We start from the raw sequence: 14,601 nt of genomic DNA, 5'->3' as shown, positions 1-14,601 counted from the left end.
TGGCCGGTTGCCCGGCACCGGCCCGGCGGACCGCCGCGCCGAGAGCGCTACCGCCGCGCGGCCCGGCTGCCTTCGACGAGAGCCAGCGCGTGCGCCCGGCCCGGGCAGCGACGCGGTCCGGCACCGAAGGCCGGCCCGCCGGCCAGGCCGATCAGCACGACCTCGCCGGCCTCGACCGGCACCCCACCCACCGTGGTCGCCGCGAGGGCCTGCCGGCGCGTCGCCCGGACCGGCGGGTCGTCGCGCAGCACCTCCTCGACCGGCCGGTGCCGGGCCCCGGCGATCAGCGCGGCGGTCGCATCGCACGCCTGCACCAGCACCCCGATCCGGGCGGCCGTCGGTTCGTCGTACACCCCGCCGAGGACGGCCACGAGCCGGTCCACCGCCGCGTCGGCGCGCGGCTCGTCGCCGGTGCCCGGCTGGTAGGCCTGGGCGATGTCGCGCACCAGGCGCTCGACGGGCTCCCGCACGCCGATCGCGCGGGCCAGCACCGTCACCGGGTGGTGGCCATCGGCCGCGCGCAGGGCCGCGAGCGGAATGCCGTCGAGGATCGCGGTGGACAGCGCGCGCCGGCGCTCGTGGGCCGGGCCGGTGCTGAAGCGGCCGACCGTGGCCCGCAGCCAGCCGGCTCCCCGGGCGGCGGGTGGCACCGGGGGCACCACGAAAGCCGGGTCGTGCAGGACGGCGATGGCGGTCTCGGGGTCGTTGATCTGCTGCATGGTGCGACGGTAGGACCCGGACCTTTCGGCGCCGGCCGAAGTCTCACCCGCCGGAGGCGGGAACGCCGGCCCTTTCCGTTTCCGGGACGGCGACCGTGACCTGGTCGCGACCCTGCGCCTTGGCCCGGTAGAGCGCCCGGTCGGCGGCCTCCAGCAGGTGCGGCACGGCCCCGTCCGGCGACGTCGCCACGCCGATCGACGCGGTCACGGCGATGACCGCGTCGCCGGCCGCGATCGGCGAGTCGCGCAGGCGCCGGCGGATCCGCTCGGCGAGCCGCTCGGCCTCCGGCCCGTCGGTGTCGGCCAGCAGCAGGACGAATTCCTCCCCGCCGTACCGCGCCACCAGGTCGGTCGCGCGGGCGGCCGCGGCGATCCGGGCCGCCGCCGCCTCCAGCACGGCGTCACCAGCCAGGTGCCCGTACGTGTCGTTGACGAGCTTGAAGTGGTCGAGGTCGACCACCAGCAGGCTGACCGGACGGCCGCCGGGTGCGGTGCGCAGCCGGTCCAGCATCGTCATCAGGTGCCGGCGGTTGGCGAGGCCGGTCAGGCCGTCGGTGACGGCGAGCCGCTGCTGCTCGGCCACCGCCCGGCGCAGTTCCTCGGCCAGGCCGGCCCGGTCGGCCGCGAACAGGTACTGGCGCAGCATGACCGCGAGGAACAGCACAGCCACGACGACAAGCGTGAGATCGCTGACCACCCCGGTGCGCACCTTGTCGTACACGACGAGCGCGGAGGTGCCGGCGACCGAGATCACGATCGGCAGGAGCGGCATGCCCCGGTCGAAGGAGCGCCGCTCGGCCGGCGGTTCCGGGCGGCGCACGGCGACCACCGCGGCCAGGAAGAGGCAGGACTCGGCCGTCTCGAAGCCGACGTCGATCCAGCTGCCACTGTCGTACTCGCTGAACAGGACGAGGTACGTGTAGATCATGTCGCAGACCGCGGTGATGGCCCCGGCGACGCCGACCAGCCGTACCGCCAGCGGCACCGACCGGTGCCCGGCCATGCCGACGATGCCCAGGACGGCCAGCAGCACGAGGTCCAGCAGCGGGTAGGCGACGTTGACCAGGTCGCCCCACACCGCCGCCGCCGTGAGCTGCGGCCGGATCAGCAGTTGCCAGCCCAGGGCGCCCAGGCTGACGATGATCAGCAGGCTGTCCACCAGCCCCCGCAGGTGCCGCAGCCGGCCCGCCCCGCCGAAGCCGACCAGGACCGCGACGATGGTCAGCGTCGACGCGGTCAGGTAGCAGAGGTCGGCGACCGACGGCTCCGGTGGGCCGTCACCGGTCAGATAGTCGTACGCGGCCCAGATGCTCTCCCCGGCGAGCTGCGCGGCGAACGCGGCGGTGAGCACCCGCCACAGCGTGCGGTGCCGGCCCCGCGAGCGGCGGGCCGCGACCGTGGCGGCGAGCACCCCGGCGATCAGCGGCACCAGGTAGAGGATGTCGCCGACGAACAGCGACGCGGCGGGTGCGTCCAGGGTCAGGCCGGTCAGCAGGGCGTAGCCGAGCAGCCAGGTCACGGTCGCGACGGTCGCGATCCGCAGCGGCCGGTCGGGCACCCGCGTGCCCGTACCGCCGCCTGGGCGATGCTGCCCCGAGCCCATGCCGCTCACCGTTTCCCGTGCCCCACGCCCTCGGACCTGCCCAGTCAAGTCATCGGTCGGCGGCGCCCGAAGTTGAGCAGATGAGCCCGCACGCTCGCGACACATCGTTGACAGTCGATTCCCGCAGGGTCTAGCCTCGCCGGGAAAGCGCTTACCAGAGCCGGGCGTTCCGGGGATCCCACCGCGTTCCAGGGCAGGACGCGGCTCGGGTGGTCCCCCGCCCGCCGCCGCGTTCTTCACCCTCATCGGAGGTCTCCCCCATGCCTGTCCGCAGCACCGCCGCGCTCGCGGCCGTCGTCGCCCTCGCCGCCGTCGGGGTCGCCACCGGCCCCTCGGCGCCCGCGTCCGCCGCCGCGCCGGCTCCCCTGTTCGTCGCCACGACCGGCGACGACGGCAACACCGGCGACCTGGCGCACCCGCTGCGCACCCTCCAGCGCGCCGTCGACCTGGCCCAGGCCGGCACCGTCATCTCGGTCCGCGGCGGCACCTACGGCCTGACCACCAACCTGCGGATCACCCGCAGCGGCACCGCCGGCCAGCCGATCACCCTGACCCGGTACGGCACCGAACGCGTCGTCATCGACGGCGAGGCCCTGCCCAACACCCCGGCCCCGGTCGGCGGCAGCATCCCCCGGGCCCAGCGCGGCACGGTGCACATGGCGGCGTCGTACTGGCGCCTGATCGGCCTGGAGCTGATCAACGGCCCGTACGGGCTCTACTGCGACGGCTGTAACGGCAACGTGTTCGAGCGGCTCTCGACGCACGACAACTACGAGTCGGGGCTGCAGATCCAGGGCGCGTCGAGCGGCAACCTGGTGCTGAACCTGGACAGCTACCTCAACCGGGACCCGCGCAAGAACGGCGAGAGCGCCGACGGCCTGGCGATCAAGGAGGGCAGTGGCACCGGCAACGTGGTGCGCGGCGCCCGGCTGTGGAACAACGTCGACGACGGCTTCGACGCCTGGATGTTCACCTCCCCGATCACGGTCGAGGGCAGCGTCGCCTACGGCAACGGGGTCAACCGGTGGAACTTCCCGGACTTCGCCGGGGACGGCAACGGCTTCAAGATGGGCGGCGGGGATCCCGACCCGGCGGCCGACCACGTGATCCGCCACAGCATCGCCTTCAGCAACATCGCGCACGGGTTCACCGACAACGGCAACCCCGGGTCGATCACCTTCGACCACGACACCGCGTACGCCAACCCGAAGACCGGCTTCGACGTCGACTCGGGCACGTCCCGGCTGACCGCGAACCTGTCGGTGCGCAACGGCACCGCGGTGGCGCTCGGCAGGTCCACCGGCAGCGGAAACTCCTGGAACCTGACCGCCGTACCGGCCCTGGCCAGCACGGACAGCTCGGTGATCACCGGGCCGCGGACGGCCACCGGCGCCATCGCGTCCTCGGCCTTCCTGCGCCCGGCGAACGGGGCCGACCTCGGCGCCAGAATCTGAGCGGACGACCCGTACGCCCGGCCGACCGGATGATCCGGCGCCGCCGGGATCGCCGCTACGATCCGGCCCGTGAAGGACATTCAGTCCGCGCGCCGGCCGCGCCCGGCGCAGTGGATCGCCCTGGTGGCCGGGGTTCTCGTGGCCGCCACGGCGGTGTTCGTGCTGCTCCGCGGCGGCGGCCCGCACAAGGTCACCTTCGAGGTCACCTCCAGCGGCGAGAAGATCTCCTCGATCACCTACGGCTCCGGCACGCGCCAGCTCGGCAAGGACGTCGGTGCCGCCGCGGCGGCACCCTGGTCCAGGTCGCACGAGCTGACCGACACCGCCGGCGAGCTGTGGCTGCACGTGCTGTCCCCGGCCGGCGGCGCCATCACCTGCACCATTTGGCTGGACCAGAAGGTCGTGATGGAGGCCACCACCCTGTCCGGCGCGACCTGCGAGATCCCGTTCGAGGACGCCCTCGACCAATAGTCGCCGCCGCGACGGCCCGTCAGTGGTCCCGGGTGCCGGCCGGGGCCATCATCCGCAGCGCGTTGGCGTCCAGGCCGATCCGCAGCGGGGTGCGGCCGGACGGCTCGCCGTCGACCTCGACCCGGGCCGGGCGGTCGGTCTCCAGCCACAGCTCGCCCACGGCCAGGAACGGCTCCTCGCCGAGCGTGCGCCGGTGGCCGGTCGCCGCGTTGCGGGCGGTCTCCCGCAGCAGGCCCCACCGGCCGCTGCCACCCACCGGGTAGGCCACCAGCAGCTGGTCGTCGGCGTGCGCGTCGGCCGTGATCGGCCGCCCGGCGTGGAAGCCGCCGTTGGCGACGTAGAGCTGATGGGTCACGAACGTGTGCTCGCGCCCGTCGGCGCGCACCACCACCCGCAGCGGACGGTGCCGGGCCAGCAACCCCAGGGCGGTGATCGGGTACGCCGTCCGGCCGATCAGCCGCTTCAGCAGCCGCGGCGCCGAGAGCATCAGGTCGGCGGACAGGCCGACGCCGACGTGGTTGGTGAACGCCGTCGCGCCGGCGAGCCCCAGGTCCACGTCGATGACCTTGCCGTCGGCGAGCGTCGCCACGGCCTCGTCGAGGGCCAGCGGGATGCCGACGGTGCGCGCGAAGTTGTTGGTGGTGCCCAGCGGCAGCAGGCCCAGCGCGATGTCACGGTGGGCGAGCAGGCGCGCGGCCGTGCTGATGGTGCCGTCGCCGCCGCCGGCGACCAGCAGGTCCGGGCCCCCGGCGATGGCCTCGGCGAGCGTCGCCTCCAGCTCCCGGGGCCGGTCCACCGGGTACGCGCCCAGCAGGCCGAACCCGGCTTCGACGAGCCGGGTCCGGGCCGCGTCGTACAGCCGCATCCCCTGCCGGGAGTGCGCGTTGACGACGAGCGTCGCCCGCCGGCCCCGCTTGACTGCCTCGGTCAGCTCCTGCTTGGTCCGCATCGGCCCAGTTTCCCGTACGGGCCCTCAGCGGCCGTCAGGCGCCCCGGATGAGCCGGTAGGACCGGTGCAGGTGCACCGCCCACACGGCGACGAGTTCGCGGGCGGTGTCGAGGCGGCCCTGCGGCTTGTCGGTGATGCTCCAGCTGCTGATGACGACCATGGGAGCAAGTCTGTGCGCCCCGGGTGCGCCGGCCGGGAGCCGTTCGGCAGCAGAGTGGTTGCGAGCCTCCCGGGGTGCTCGACCACTACGCCGCGCGGATCTTCGAGGAGTACGGGCTGGCCGACGCGGTCCGGTGGTTCGTCGAGATGGTGCACGACGCCGGGGACGACAGCACGGCCGGGCCGTTCCGCCGGCGGCTGGCCAAGGCCCGGCTGGACCGGCTGTTCAGCTCGCCGCCGGCCGCCGCCGCGTTCGCCGACCTGATGGCGGGCACCGCGCTGGCGGAGCAGGCGAGCTGACCAGCCGGCCGCGGCTCAGTCGAGCTGGCCGTCGTAGTCCGGGAGCTTGTAGGTGCGCTCGGCGTGGCCGCCGCCGAGGTCCGTGGCGCTGTTGCCGATGTTCGCCACGATCGTGTAGCCACGCCGCTCGATGTCGATGCGGGCCTTGGTCTTCAACGTCTGGTTGTCGTCGAAGTTGAACGTCGGCCGGGTGTAGATGTCGGTCCAGCGGTAGCCGACCGCCTGCAGGTTGAGCGCGGTGGCCGGCTCGATGATCTCCGGGCGGGCGGTCACGAAGAAGACCGCGGCGCCGTCCGCCTGGGCCTGCCGGGCCAGGGCGAGCACGGACGGGGTGGCGAGGTACGGCCGGTACTTGCTCTGCAGCGCGGTGTTGTCGATGTCCAGCACGATCGCCGGCCGGGCGCCGGCGTCGGGCAGCCGGCCGTCCAGGAACGCCGCGGCCCGGTCGGTGACGGCGGTGACGTCCGCCAGCCACGTCTCGTACGCGGGCAGCGCCTGCGCGGCGACCGCCGCCCGCGGGGTGGCCGCGGCCGCACCCGTCGCCGTCAGTGCCATTCCGGGGACCAGCAGCCCGACGGTGGCCACGGCCACCACCAGGCCCCGCTGAAGAACAGGTCGCATGCCTGACGTCCTCTCACCGATGTTCGTCGACGCGGCCGCGCGAACCGTGGCCACGCGGAAGCAGTCCACGGGGTCGAGGTGAACGCCCGGGAAATGTGAATCAATTTACACTATTCGATGGGCGGAGCATCAGGTGCGCGGCACTTCTAGAGTCGGCGGCGCGAGAGATCGATGTTACTTTCAGTAACTGCTGCCTCACCGAAAGCGGGACCCTGGATCGTGGGAAAAAGTTCGGATCATGAGTGCACAACCGAGCGCCCGGGAGACGTCATAGGGAGTGTGACCTTCGAGCAGTTCGCGGTGGCCCGGCTTCCCAGTCTGCTGCGCTACGCGGTTGTCCTCACGGGCAACCGCGATCTGGCGCAGGACGTCGTCCAGGAAGTGCTGGCCAGAGCGCAGGTTCGATGGCGGCGGATCAACGTGGCTGACTCCCCTGAGGCCTACGTCCGCCGGATGGTGCTCAATGAGTACCTGTCGTGGCGTCGCAGCTGGGCGGCGCGCAACGTGCACTCCGTCGGGGAACGGTTGGCGGAGATCGACGACGCGCGCGGCGGGGTGCGCGACCACGCCGATCACGTCGTCGAGGCCGACGAGCTGTGGAACCGCCTGGCGACACTCGGGCGCAAGCAGCGCGCGGTGCTCGTGCTGCGTTATTACGAGCAGCTCGACGACGACGCCATCGCCGACCTGATCGGCTGCTCACCGGCGACGGTGCGCAGCCACGCTTCGAGGGCGCTGAAGACGCTCCGGCTCTCGTCGGAGCGACAGAACAGGATCCACGCCGAGGAGAAGTCGTGACCGAGCACGGAGACCAGCTGCGTACGGCCTTCGAAACCCATGAACACCTGGCTCCCGACGCGGCCGCCGTGTACAGCCGGGTCCAGGAGCTGTCCCGTTCCTACCAGCGCCGCCGCTGGGGCGTGCAGGCGGCCGGCGGCGCCGTGCTGGGCGTCAGCCTGATCGCCGGGGCGATCAGCCTCCCCGGACTGCTGTCCGGCCAGCAGCAGGAGTCCGTCAGCGTCGGGGCGGCCGCGACGCCGTCCGTGACCCCGTCCGCGTCGGCGCCGTCGGCGGACGAGCAGCAGAAGCTGTGGGACGCCTACTTCCAGGCGGGCTACGACTACGACGACGCGGTCAAGCTGGCGGGGCTCTGGAAGTCCAAGGACGAGATCGGCCTGATCAAGGCCGAGGCCGGGCGCCGGCTGCTGGCCGGCGAGACGCTGCCGTTCAAGCCCACCCCGAACCAGGATGAGGTCACCGACCCCAAGGTCGAGGCCCAGCTGAACGCCTTCTCCAGCGCCGGGTACAACTACGAGGACGCCGAGAAGCTGGCCACGCTCTGGAAGACGGCCACCCCGTACGCGGCGAAGATCGAGGGCGGCAAGCGGCTGCTGGCCAAGGAGCAACTGCCGATCAAGCCCAGCAACCCGGAGCAGGGCAAGGAGGAGGCCCGGGTGAACGCGTACTTCAACGCCGGATACACCTACGACGACGCGGTCCGGCTCGCCAGCCTCTGGAAGAAGGCCGACCCGTACGCGGCCAAGGTCGAGGCCGGCAAGCGCATTCTGGCCGGCGACGCGATGCCGTTCAAGCCGTGACCGCCCGGCTGCACCGGCGCACGGGGTTCGAGATCGAGCTGATGGCCCCGCCGGGCCACAGCCGGCAGAGCCTCGCGCGAGACCTGGCCGACCGCTGCGGCGGCCGGGTCCACCCGGTGTGGCACCAAGACAGCGAACCGTCCCTGGTCCCGGACCTGGGCCGGTTCCTGCACCTGACCCAGGGCTTCGAGGTGCGCCGGGCCGACGGCACACCGCTGTGCACCCTGGTCGACGACGTCACCCTGCTGGCCGGCCTCGACCCCGCCGCGCCCGCGCCGCCGGGCTGGTTCCGCATCCTCACCGACGACCCGCGCCTGCTGAGCCTGCTCGCGGCGCACAGCGACCCGGGCGGCACGCTGCGGGCCGCCCTCGACGCGACGGCCCAGCTCTGGGCAAGCAAGGTCCACCGGCACGGCGACGTCTACCAGCTGGACGTCGCCGGTGCGACGATCGCGCTGGCCGCGCCCCAGGGCGGCGAGCGCGAACGCCCCTGCGAGATCGTCACGCCGCCGCTGAGCACCGACCACGGCGCCGCGCTGGAGGAGCTGCTCGGCCCGGCCCGGGAGCTGGGCTTCACCATCCCCCGCGAGGCCGCCGTGCACCTGCACGTGGACGGCGCCCCGTTCCGTGAACCGCACGCCCTGGCCAACGTCGTGCGGCTGTTCGCACACTGGCGGGAGCCGCTGCGCCTACTGCTGCAGACCAACCCGGCCTGCCGCCGGCTCGCCCCGCTGCCGGGCCCGCTGGTCGACGCGGTCGCCGGCCTCCCCTCATACGACGACCTGCGCAAGGCGGCGGCCGACGGCGGGCTGACCAAGTTCTTCGACGTCAACCTGACCCAGCTGCTCACCGACACCCCGATCCGGGACACCGTCGAGATCCGGATCCTGCCCGGCGCCCTGCACGGCGACGACGTCATGCACCGGGCCGCGCTGGTCGAGCTGCTGCTCGACCGCTGCCTGGACCCGGAGCCGGTGCCCGCCGCCCCGGCCGACCCCGGCGCCGCGGTCGAGGAGCTGATGCACATGGCGGCGCGCGTGCTCGCCGAACGCGAGGACACCGCCACCTGACAGCGAACCGCACGGGTTCGCGACGGTCACGGAGTGTCGCTCCACTGCCGTTTGGCGATGTTCCAATCCAGCGGTGTGGGACTCGGCTGCTCCGTGCTGCCGATCTGGTAGGTCTTCTCGACCCCGTTGATCACCGCCCGGACGGTCAGCACGCCTTCGTACAGATAGTTCTCCTTCGACGCGATGGTGAGCCTGGCGTGCCGATAACCGCGCTCGGTCAGCTGAATCGTGGCTGGTGGCATGGCATCGGGACCGTCCACCTGGTCCGGGCCGTCGAGCACCCGGCCATCAAGTGCCACCGATGGTAGCGCCCCGACCACGCTCAGCCGAGGTCCAGGACGCTGGTGATGGCGTCCGGGCGCCGGCAGGTGGTGCGCACCACGACCGAGGCGCCGCAGCGGGCGCTCGCCTCCATCGACTCCATCACGTCCAGGACGTGCAGCGCCACGTCGGCGCCGGTGCGGTGTGGCCGGTCCTCGGTCAGCGCCTCGGCCAGGTCGAGCAGGCCGACGCCGCGGCCCGCGCCCGCATAGCCCGCCCGCGGCGGGAGCACGCCCCAGGCCTCGGCGCCGGCGGTGAAGAGCCGTACGTCGCCGGCGAAGTGGTTGGGGTCGGGCACGGACAGGGAGCCCTTGGAACCGTACAGCTCGATGCGCGGCAGGTGGGCGGCCCAGACGTCGAAGCTCATCATCAGCGTGGTCAGGGCGCCGTCCTCGTGCTCCAGGACGCCGGTGATGTGGGTGTCGACATCGACGGGGAAGGTCGTACCGGCGCGCGGGCCGTCGCCGATGGTCCGCCGGCCGCGGGGACGCGACGACATGCCGACCACGCGGCGGACCGGGCCGAGCAGGTGCACCAGCGAGGTCAGGTAGTAGGGGCCCATGTCCAGCAGCGGCCCGCCGCCCCGCTGGTAGTAGAACTCCGGGTCCGGGTGCCACCGCTCGTGGCCCGGCACGGCCATGAAGGCGGCCGCCGCGTGCGCGACGCCGATCTCGCCGGCCTCCACCGCCGCCCGGGCGGTCTGCACGCCGGTGCCCAGCACGGTGTCCGGGGCGCAGGCGACCCGCACCCCGGCGGACCCGGCGGCCTCGATCACCGCGAGCCCGTCGGCACCGGTGGCGGCCAGCGGCTTCTCGCCGTACACGTGCTTGCCGGCGGCGATCGCCGCGAGGGCGACCACGGCGTGCTGGTTGGGCGTGGTCAGGTTGAGGACCACGTCGACGTCGGGGGCGGCGTACAGGTCGGGCAGGTCGACGACCCGGGCCCCCGGATGCCGGCCGGCCAGCAGCCGGGCGCGGGCCGGGTCCAGGTCGGCCACCGCGGTGACCGCCACCCGCGACAGCCCCGACAGGGTGGCGCTGTACTGGCCGCTGATCTTGCCGGCGCCCACGATGCCCACCCTCAGCGGCTCGCCCACAGCAGTCCCCTCTCGACGATCGTCCGCACGTTCTCATCCCGCAGGACCTCGACGGTGTGCCCGGGCGTGGCCACGAACACCCGGCCGCGTCCCCACTGCCTGGTCCACACCGCCGGGCAGGTCACCGGCCGTTGCCAGGCCGCCCACGGCCGCTGCGCGGTCGTCGTGGTCGCCAGCACGTCGTTGTGGTCGTCGGTCAGCACCCAGTACTGCTCGGTGTCGAGGTCGAAGTCCGCGAGGCCGGCGGTGATCGGGTGCTCCGCGGCGGCCGGCGTCATGACGATCCGGTGCGGGACGTAGTTGTCGGACTGGTCACCGGTGCGCTCCCCCGGCCCGCACCGGGCGGCGTGCGCGGCGAACTGCCCGCCGACCAGTTGCAGGTAGTCGGCGCTGGCGCGGTAGGCGTCGGCGATGCCGCCGTGCCAGCCGGCCAGACCGGTGCCGGCCGCCACCGCGGCCACCAGGCCGGCCACCTCCTCGCCCGAGATCGTCGCCATCGTCATGCACTGCAGCACCAGGTCGGTGGCGGCCATGAACTCGGCGTCGGCGTACCGGGCGGGCGACTCCGCCACCTCGACCACGAAGCCCTGGTCGCGCAGGTAGGGAATGAACAGGTCGGTGGCCTTGACCGGCTCGTGCCCGGCCCATCCACCGCGGACGACGAGTGCACGCCGCTCGCTGGTCATCGGATTCCTTCCGTGGATACTCCGGCCTTCGGGCCGGGGCGGAGCGCGATGCTCTTCTCGCCGTGATCGTCGATTGCCGTCCCGAGCTCCCGGAGGGACGTGGCGATGGCCTCGTCCAGGACCTTGCTGTCGATGCCGGCCATGCCCTGCACCCTAACGGCGCGAGCCCGGATCAGCCGAGGTGAATCGCTGTCCCGCCGGTGGGCTGTCGCTACCCGCGGCGCCTTGCGATCGCCATCGGCGTGACCTATAAAACATGACGGAACCTGTCATGTTTCGTGCGGGAGACTGAGCCGGACACCGAGAGATCCCCTGGTCCGCCGGTGGATCCGCGCTCCTGAAGGGATCCCGGACGAGAGGATCGCCGCCATTCAGAAACTCATCATGATCGGAACTCCAGGGCCCGCCTGCCACATTCCCAGCCGGGCCGTGACCAGCCCGCGACAACGACCGATCGCCGTTTCCCGTACAGGTTCGGGCGGCACGAGAGGAAACGCCATGAGTTCCCGCAACAGCGCTGCCCTGAAGGTCTCCGAGGCCTGCTACCGGGCGTGGACCGGCGGCCAGATCGACGAGGCCCTGACCTACCTCGCCGAGAACGTGGTGATCGAAGCCCCGAACGGCCGGTTCGAAGGCCATGACGGCTTCGTGACGTTCGCCGGCGATTTCGCCCGGATGCTTTCCGGCGTGACATTGCGGACCGCGCTGGGCGACGACACCGGCGCGGTGCTCTTCTGCGATCTTGAGTTCACCTTCGGCGCGCACAGCCTCACCGCGCAGCACGACGTCGTGCAGGACGGCAAGATCACCTCCCAGACGTACGTCTGGGACCAGCTCCCCTTCGCCCAGCACGCCCCGCGGCGCTGACCGCCCTGCCCAGGCGCCTCACGGGGCGTCTGGGCAGGGGGGTGTCCTTCTCACCGGCATGACGTGTTCCGCCGTGCTTTCGGGGTGATGCTGGGACCGTGAAGTCCGACCGTTTGCTGTCGATCCTCCTGCTGCTGCAGACCCATCGGCAGCTACCCGCCACCGACCTCGCGCAACGCCTCGAGGTATCGGTGCGCACGATCTTCCGCGATGTGGAGGCGCTGTCCGCGGCCGGCGTGCCGGTGTACGCCGAACGCGGGCGCACCGGCGGCATCGCCCTGCTGCCCGGCTACCACACCGATGTGACCGGGCTGACCGCCGACGAGGCCAAGGCCCTGTTCGTCCTGGTCAGTGGCCGCACCCACGCCGAACTCGGACTGGGCGGGTCGATCGGCTCGGCGCTGCGCAAGGTCATGGCCGCCCTGCCGACGACCCATCGCGGCGCCGCCGAACAGATCAGCCGGCGCGTCCTGGTGGACCCCAGCCGCTGGAACACCACCACCCGGCCACCGGCCGAGCTGACGGTGCTCCAGGACGCGGTGTTCACCGACCGGCGACTGCGGCTGCGCTACCGGCACGGCGAGGACAGCCAGGTTCGCGGCTACACCCTCGACCCGTACGGGCTGGTCGACAAGGCCGGAGTCTGGTATCTGGTGGCAGACCTGCGCGCGGAACCGCGCATGTTCCGGGTGGACCGCATGGTCTCGGCCCGGGCGCTCGACGAGCCGGTCCGCCGGCGGAAGGGCGTCGAGCTGGCCGAGCTTTGGGAAACGCTGCGCGCGAGGATCGACGAGACTCCCACGCCGGTCTTGATTGTGGTGCGGGTCCGGCGCCGGACGCTCGGCAGGTTTCTGCGCGTCCACCACGACGACCTCGCCGGCCCACCGGCCGCCCGCGGGGCGGACGACGACGCGGAATGGGTGCAGCTGGAGCTGCGGATGCGTTCCCTCGGCTCCGCGCAGCGCCTCTTCGCCTTCGCCGCCGACGTCGAAATCGTCGCGCCGCAGGCACTGCGCGACGAGTTCACCCGGCTCGCCGATGAGATCACCGCCCTCTATGCGAGGAACCGCGGCCACTGACCTCAGTTGCCGGCGGACTCCAGCAGGCGTTTGGGATGCATGCCGTCGACCTGCCCGATGAACGGCGGGTGGATGCTGTAGCCGAGCATCCGGCGGATGTCCTCGGAGACCACGCGGGCCGTGTCCCGGCTCGTGGAGAGGGTGAACGCCTCCTGCGGGCGCAGCCACGGCTCGCAGTACTGCGCGGTCAGGGCCAGCCTGTCGCCGTGGGATCGGTTGGCGCCGCCGCCGTGCCACAGGGTGCCGGTGAACAGGACGCAGCTGCCGGCGGGCATCACCGCCGCCCGGCGCTCGTCGCCGTCGGTGGGCCGGCGGGCGTCGTCCCAGCGGTGGCTGCCCGGCAGCACCACGGTGGCGCCGTTGGTCTCGGTGAACTCGTCGATCGCCCAGATGGTGGCCGCGCCCAGGGCGGGCCGCGGACGCGGGACGGGGTAGAACGCGTCGTCGGGATGCAGCAGCTGGGCCGTCTCACCCGGGTTGATGTTGATGACCTGCAGCATGGAGAGCAGGTAGTTGGGCAGGAACAGCCGGTCGAGCAGGGCGAGGACGCGCGGGTGGTCCACCAGCCGGTCGCAGGCCCGCGTCTTGTTCAGCACGCTGTAGACCCGTTGCGTGCGGTGGCCCTCGAACGCGTTGCGGCCGGTCCGGGCGAGCAGCGGCGTCACCGCGGCCCGGATCTCCTCGCACTCCTCCGGGCTCAGCAGGCCCTCCAGGACGAGGTAGCCGTCGCGTTCGAGCACGGCGAAATCCGCGTCGACGACGGCCGACTCGATGGACGCTCCGCTGCTGACGGTCGCTCGGTAGCGACCGGCGATGTCGGCATGCACTCCCGCATCGACGGAAGCGGCGGGATCGGTCTGCTCGGACGGGATCGACATCGTGGATCTCTCCTGTTCGGATGGTCGGGTCACGGCCGCAGGCCGACCGCGCCGGCGATGAAGGCCCACACCTGGTCGATGACGACCTCGGCGGGCGGGCGGGGGTCGCGGGCGAAGGCCACGGCGGCCACCGCGTGCAGGCCACCGAGGGTCGCCGCGGCCAGCATCTGCGGGTCGCGGTCGCCGGGAAGCTCACCGCCCTGCTGGGCGCGGGCGATGTTGTGGGCGCCGAGCCCGGTCAGCTCGTGCAGCAACCGGGTGTGCGCGGTAGCCACCTCCCCGTCGCCGGTGAGCCCGCCGAGCACAACCGGCGCCAGCGGCTCGGTGTAGAGGAAGGTCACCCAGTCCCGGATGCGCTGCTGCTCCCGCTCCGCCCAGGTCGGCGCCTCGTAATCGCGCAACGCGCACGCCCTGCCGAGCTTGTCGTAGAACCGCTCGACCACGGCGGTGAGCAGACCGCTGCGGGTGCCGAAGTAGCGGTACGGCAGGCCGGCGCTCACCCTGGCGCGCCGCGCCACTGCCGCGACCTCCAACTCGCCGGTCGCGACCAGCTCCTCGCCGGCCGCGACCAGCAGCCGGTCCCGGGCAGCGGCGCCACGCGGCACGGTGGATGACGTCATGCCGCCGATTGTAAGTTGAGCTCAACTCAACAGTCAACGCCGATCGCGAGCGCCGGCAACGCGTGAACCGTCGTCGATCCGGGCAGTTAGACGCTGCCCGGCCGGGTCGG

The 14,601-nt window shown here is 72.6% G+C and carries 19 protein-coding genes; 8 read left to right on the top strand and 11 right to left on the bottom strand.

The genetic code is table 11. The annotated features are described in order from the left end of the window. Positions 1–47: 47 nt before the first annotated feature. Together DMB66_RS43510 and DMB66_RS43505 are read right to left on the bottom strand one after the other, a co-directional pair. Positions 48–719, bottom strand: a complete 672-nt coding sequence (locus DMB66_RS43510; protein ID WP_125809972.1) for a hypothetical protein — start codon at positions 717–719, stop codon at positions 48–50. 43 nt (positions 720–762) lie between these two features. After that, entirely contained in the window at positions 763–2,322 is a 1,560-nt protein-coding gene (locus DMB66_RS43505; RefSeq protein ID WP_125809971.1) for a GGDEF domain-containing protein, read from the bottom strand. Positions 2,323–2,582: 260 nt separating this feature from the next. Between DMB66_RS43505 and DMB66_RS43500 the strand changes: the two genes are divergently transcribed. Both DMB66_RS43500 and DMB66_RS43495 read left to right on the top strand, forming a co-directional pair. Beyond that, a complete protein-coding gene (locus tag DMB66_RS43500) occupies positions 2,583–3,776 on the top strand; it encodes a right-handed parallel beta-helix repeat-containing protein (protein ID WP_125809970.1) in 1,194 nt (397 codons plus the stop codon). Positions 3,777–3,845: 69 nt separating this feature from the next. Beyond that, complete coding sequence (locus tag DMB66_RS43495) at positions 3,846–4,247, top strand: hypothetical protein (protein ID WP_125809969.1); 402 nt, start codon at positions 3,846–3,848, stop codon at positions 4,245–4,247. Positions 4,248–4,266: 19 nt separating this feature from the next. Here DMB66_RS43495 and DMB66_RS43490 read toward each other — a convergent pair whose 3' ends face one another. Together DMB66_RS43490 and DMB66_RS65370 are read right to left on the bottom strand one after the other, a co-directional pair. Then, complete coding sequence (locus DMB66_RS43490; RefSeq protein ID WP_125809968.1) at positions 4,267–5,196, bottom strand: diacylglycerol kinase family protein; 930 nt, start codon at positions 5,194–5,196, stop codon at positions 4,267–4,269. A 34-nt stretch (positions 5,197–5,230) separates the two neighbouring features. Beyond that, entirely contained in the window at positions 5,231–5,356 is a 126-nt protein-coding gene (locus tag DMB66_RS65370; protein ID WP_255441282.1) for a hypothetical protein, read from the bottom strand. 74 nt (positions 5,357–5,430) lie between these two features. Here DMB66_RS65370 and DMB66_RS43485 point away from each other — a divergent pair, with 74 nt between their 5' ends. Further along, positions 5,431–5,655, top strand: coding sequence for a hypothetical protein (locus tag DMB66_RS43485; RefSeq protein WP_199752966.1), 225 nt, complete (start codon positions 5,431–5,433; stop codon positions 5,653–5,655). Between the two features lie 15 nt (positions 5,656–5,670). Here DMB66_RS43485 and DMB66_RS43480 read toward each other — a convergent pair whose 3' ends face one another. Beyond that, the gene (locus DMB66_RS43480) at positions 5,671–6,276 is read right to left on the bottom strand and encodes an HAD family acid phosphatase (protein WP_125809967.1); all 606 of its coding nucleotides are present in this window, start codon (positions 6,274–6,276) and stop codon (positions 5,671–5,673) included. A 279-nt stretch (positions 6,277–6,555) separates the two neighbouring features. On the opposite strand from DMB66_RS43480, the gene DMB66_RS43475 reads away from it, so the two are divergent. The 3 genes from DMB66_RS43475 to DMB66_RS43465 are packed head-to-tail and all read left to right on the top strand — an operon-like array spanning position 6,556 to position 8,944. After that, a complete protein-coding gene (locus DMB66_RS43475) occupies positions 6,556–7,074 on the top strand; it encodes a SigE family RNA polymerase sigma factor (protein ID WP_233625263.1) in 519 nt (172 codons plus the stop codon). Next, on the top strand, positions 7,071–7,874 hold the full coding sequence (locus tag DMB66_RS43470; RefSeq protein ID WP_125809965.1) for a hypothetical protein: 804 nt from the start codon (positions 7,071–7,073) through the stop codon (positions 7,872–7,874). The genes DMB66_RS43475 and DMB66_RS43470 overlap by 4 nt, the downstream gene beginning before the upstream one ends. Then, positions 7,871–8,944, top strand: a complete 1,074-nt coding sequence (locus DMB66_RS43465; protein ID WP_125809964.1) for an amidoligase family protein — start codon at positions 7,871–7,873, stop codon at positions 8,942–8,944. Before DMB66_RS43470 ends, DMB66_RS43465 begins: the two co-directional genes overlap by 4 nt. Positions 8,945–8,970: 26 nt before the next feature. Here DMB66_RS43465 and DMB66_RS43460 read toward each other — a convergent pair whose 3' ends face one another. The 4 genes from DMB66_RS43460 to DMB66_RS61765 are packed head-to-tail and all read right to left on the bottom strand — an operon-like array spanning position 8,971 to position 11,190. Continuing rightward, complete coding sequence (locus tag DMB66_RS43460; protein WP_125809963.1) at positions 8,971–9,243, bottom strand: hypothetical protein; 273 nt, start codon at positions 9,241–9,243, stop codon at positions 8,971–8,973. A gap of 23 nt (positions 9,244–9,266) precedes the next feature. Further along, positions 9,267–10,361 (bottom strand): Gfo/Idh/MocA family protein, encoded by a 1,095-nt coding sequence (locus DMB66_RS43455; protein ID WP_125809962.1) that lies wholly within the window; start codon positions 10,359–10,361, stop codon positions 9,267–9,269. Then, positions 10,346–11,047: a ThuA domain-containing protein gene (locus tag DMB66_RS43450; RefSeq protein ID WP_125809961.1), complete on the bottom strand. Its 702-nt coding sequence runs from the start codon at positions 11,045–11,047 to the stop codon at positions 10,346–10,348. The genes DMB66_RS43455 and DMB66_RS43450 overlap by 16 nt, the downstream gene beginning before the upstream one ends. Next, on the bottom strand, positions 11,044–11,190 hold the full coding sequence (locus DMB66_RS61765; protein WP_158647561.1) for a hypothetical protein: 147 nt from the start codon (positions 11,188–11,190) through the stop codon (positions 11,044–11,046). Before DMB66_RS61765 ends, DMB66_RS43450 begins: the two co-directional genes overlap by 4 nt. A gap of 355 nt (positions 11,191–11,545) precedes the next feature. Between DMB66_RS61765 and DMB66_RS43445 the strand changes: the two genes are divergently transcribed. After that, positions 11,546–11,914: a nuclear transport factor 2 family protein gene (locus tag DMB66_RS43445; protein ID WP_158647560.1), complete on the top strand. Its 369-nt coding sequence runs from the start codon at positions 11,546–11,548 to the stop codon at positions 11,912–11,914. Positions 11,915–12,012: 98 nt separating this feature from the next. Further along, complete coding sequence (locus DMB66_RS43440) at positions 12,013–12,993, top strand: YafY family protein (RefSeq protein ID WP_125809959.1); 981 nt, start codon at positions 12,013–12,015, stop codon at positions 12,991–12,993. 2 nt (positions 12,994–12,995) lie between these two features. On the opposite strand, the gene DMB66_RS43435 is transcribed toward DMB66_RS43440, so the two are convergent. Together DMB66_RS43435 and DMB66_RS43430 are read right to left on the bottom strand one after the other, a co-directional pair. Next, on the bottom strand, positions 12,996–13,871 hold the full coding sequence (locus DMB66_RS43435; protein WP_125809958.1) for a phytanoyl-CoA dioxygenase family protein: 876 nt from the start codon (positions 13,869–13,871) through the stop codon (positions 12,996–12,998). A 29-nt stretch (positions 13,872–13,900) separates the two neighbouring features. Continuing rightward, on the bottom strand, positions 13,901–14,491 hold the full coding sequence (locus DMB66_RS43430; RefSeq protein WP_125809957.1) for a TetR/AcrR family transcriptional regulator: 591 nt from the start codon (positions 14,489–14,491) through the stop codon (positions 13,901–13,903). Between the last annotated feature and the right edge of the window lie 110 nt (positions 14,492–14,601).

Source organism: Actinoplanes sp. ATCC 53533, assembly GCF_003947245.1.
Note: the sequence above shows the minus strand (reverse complement) of the source record. Positions and strands in the feature narration are given on the sequence as shown.

What these genes read in the sequence shown, in the direction of transcription:
- DMB66_RS43480 (WP_125809967.1), bottom strand. Translation starts at nt 6,276, where the DNA reads ATGCGACCTGTTCTTCAGCGGGGCCTGGTGGTGGCCGTGGCCACCGTC.
- DMB66_RS65370 (WP_255441282.1), bottom strand. Translation starts at nt 5,356, where the DNA reads ATGGTCGTCATCAGCAGCTGGAGCATCACCGACAAGCCGCAGGGCCGC.
- DMB66_RS43510 (WP_125809972.1), bottom strand. Translation starts at nt 719, where the DNA reads ATGCAGCAGATCAACGACCCCGAGACCGCCATCGCCGTCCTGCACGAC.
- DMB66_RS43430 (WP_125809957.1), bottom strand. Translation starts at nt 14,491, where the DNA reads ATGACGTCATCCACCGTGCCGCGTGGCGCCGCTGCCCGGGACCGGCTG.
- DMB66_RS61765 (WP_158647561.1), bottom strand. Translation starts at nt 11,190, where the DNA reads ATGGCCGGCATCGACAGCAAGGTCCTGGACGAGGCCATCGCCACGTCC.
- DMB66_RS43505 (WP_125809971.1), bottom strand. Translation starts at nt 2,322, where the DNA reads ATGGGCTCGGGGCAGCATCGCCCAGGCGGCGGTACGGGCACGCGGGTG.
- DMB66_RS43435 (WP_125809958.1), bottom strand. Translation starts at nt 13,871, where the DNA reads ATGTCGATCCCGTCCGAGCAGACCGATCCCGCCGCTTCCGTCGATGCG.
- DMB66_RS43450 (WP_125809961.1), bottom strand. Translation starts at nt 11,047, where the DNA reads ATGACCAGCGAGCGGCGTGCACTCGTCGTCCGCGGTGGATGGGCCGGG.
- DMB66_RS43500 (WP_125809970.1), top strand. Translation starts at nt 2,583, where the DNA reads ATGCCTGTCCGCAGCACCGCCGCGCTCGCGGCCGTCGTCGCCCTCGCC.
- DMB66_RS43490 (WP_125809968.1), bottom strand. Translation starts at nt 5,196, where the DNA reads ATGCGGACCAAGCAGGAGCTGACCGAGGCAGTCAAGCGGGGCCGGCGG.
- DMB66_RS43445 (WP_158647560.1), top strand. Translation starts at nt 11,546, where the DNA reads ATGAGTTCCCGCAACAGCGCTGCCCTGAAGGTCTCCGAGGCCTGCTAC.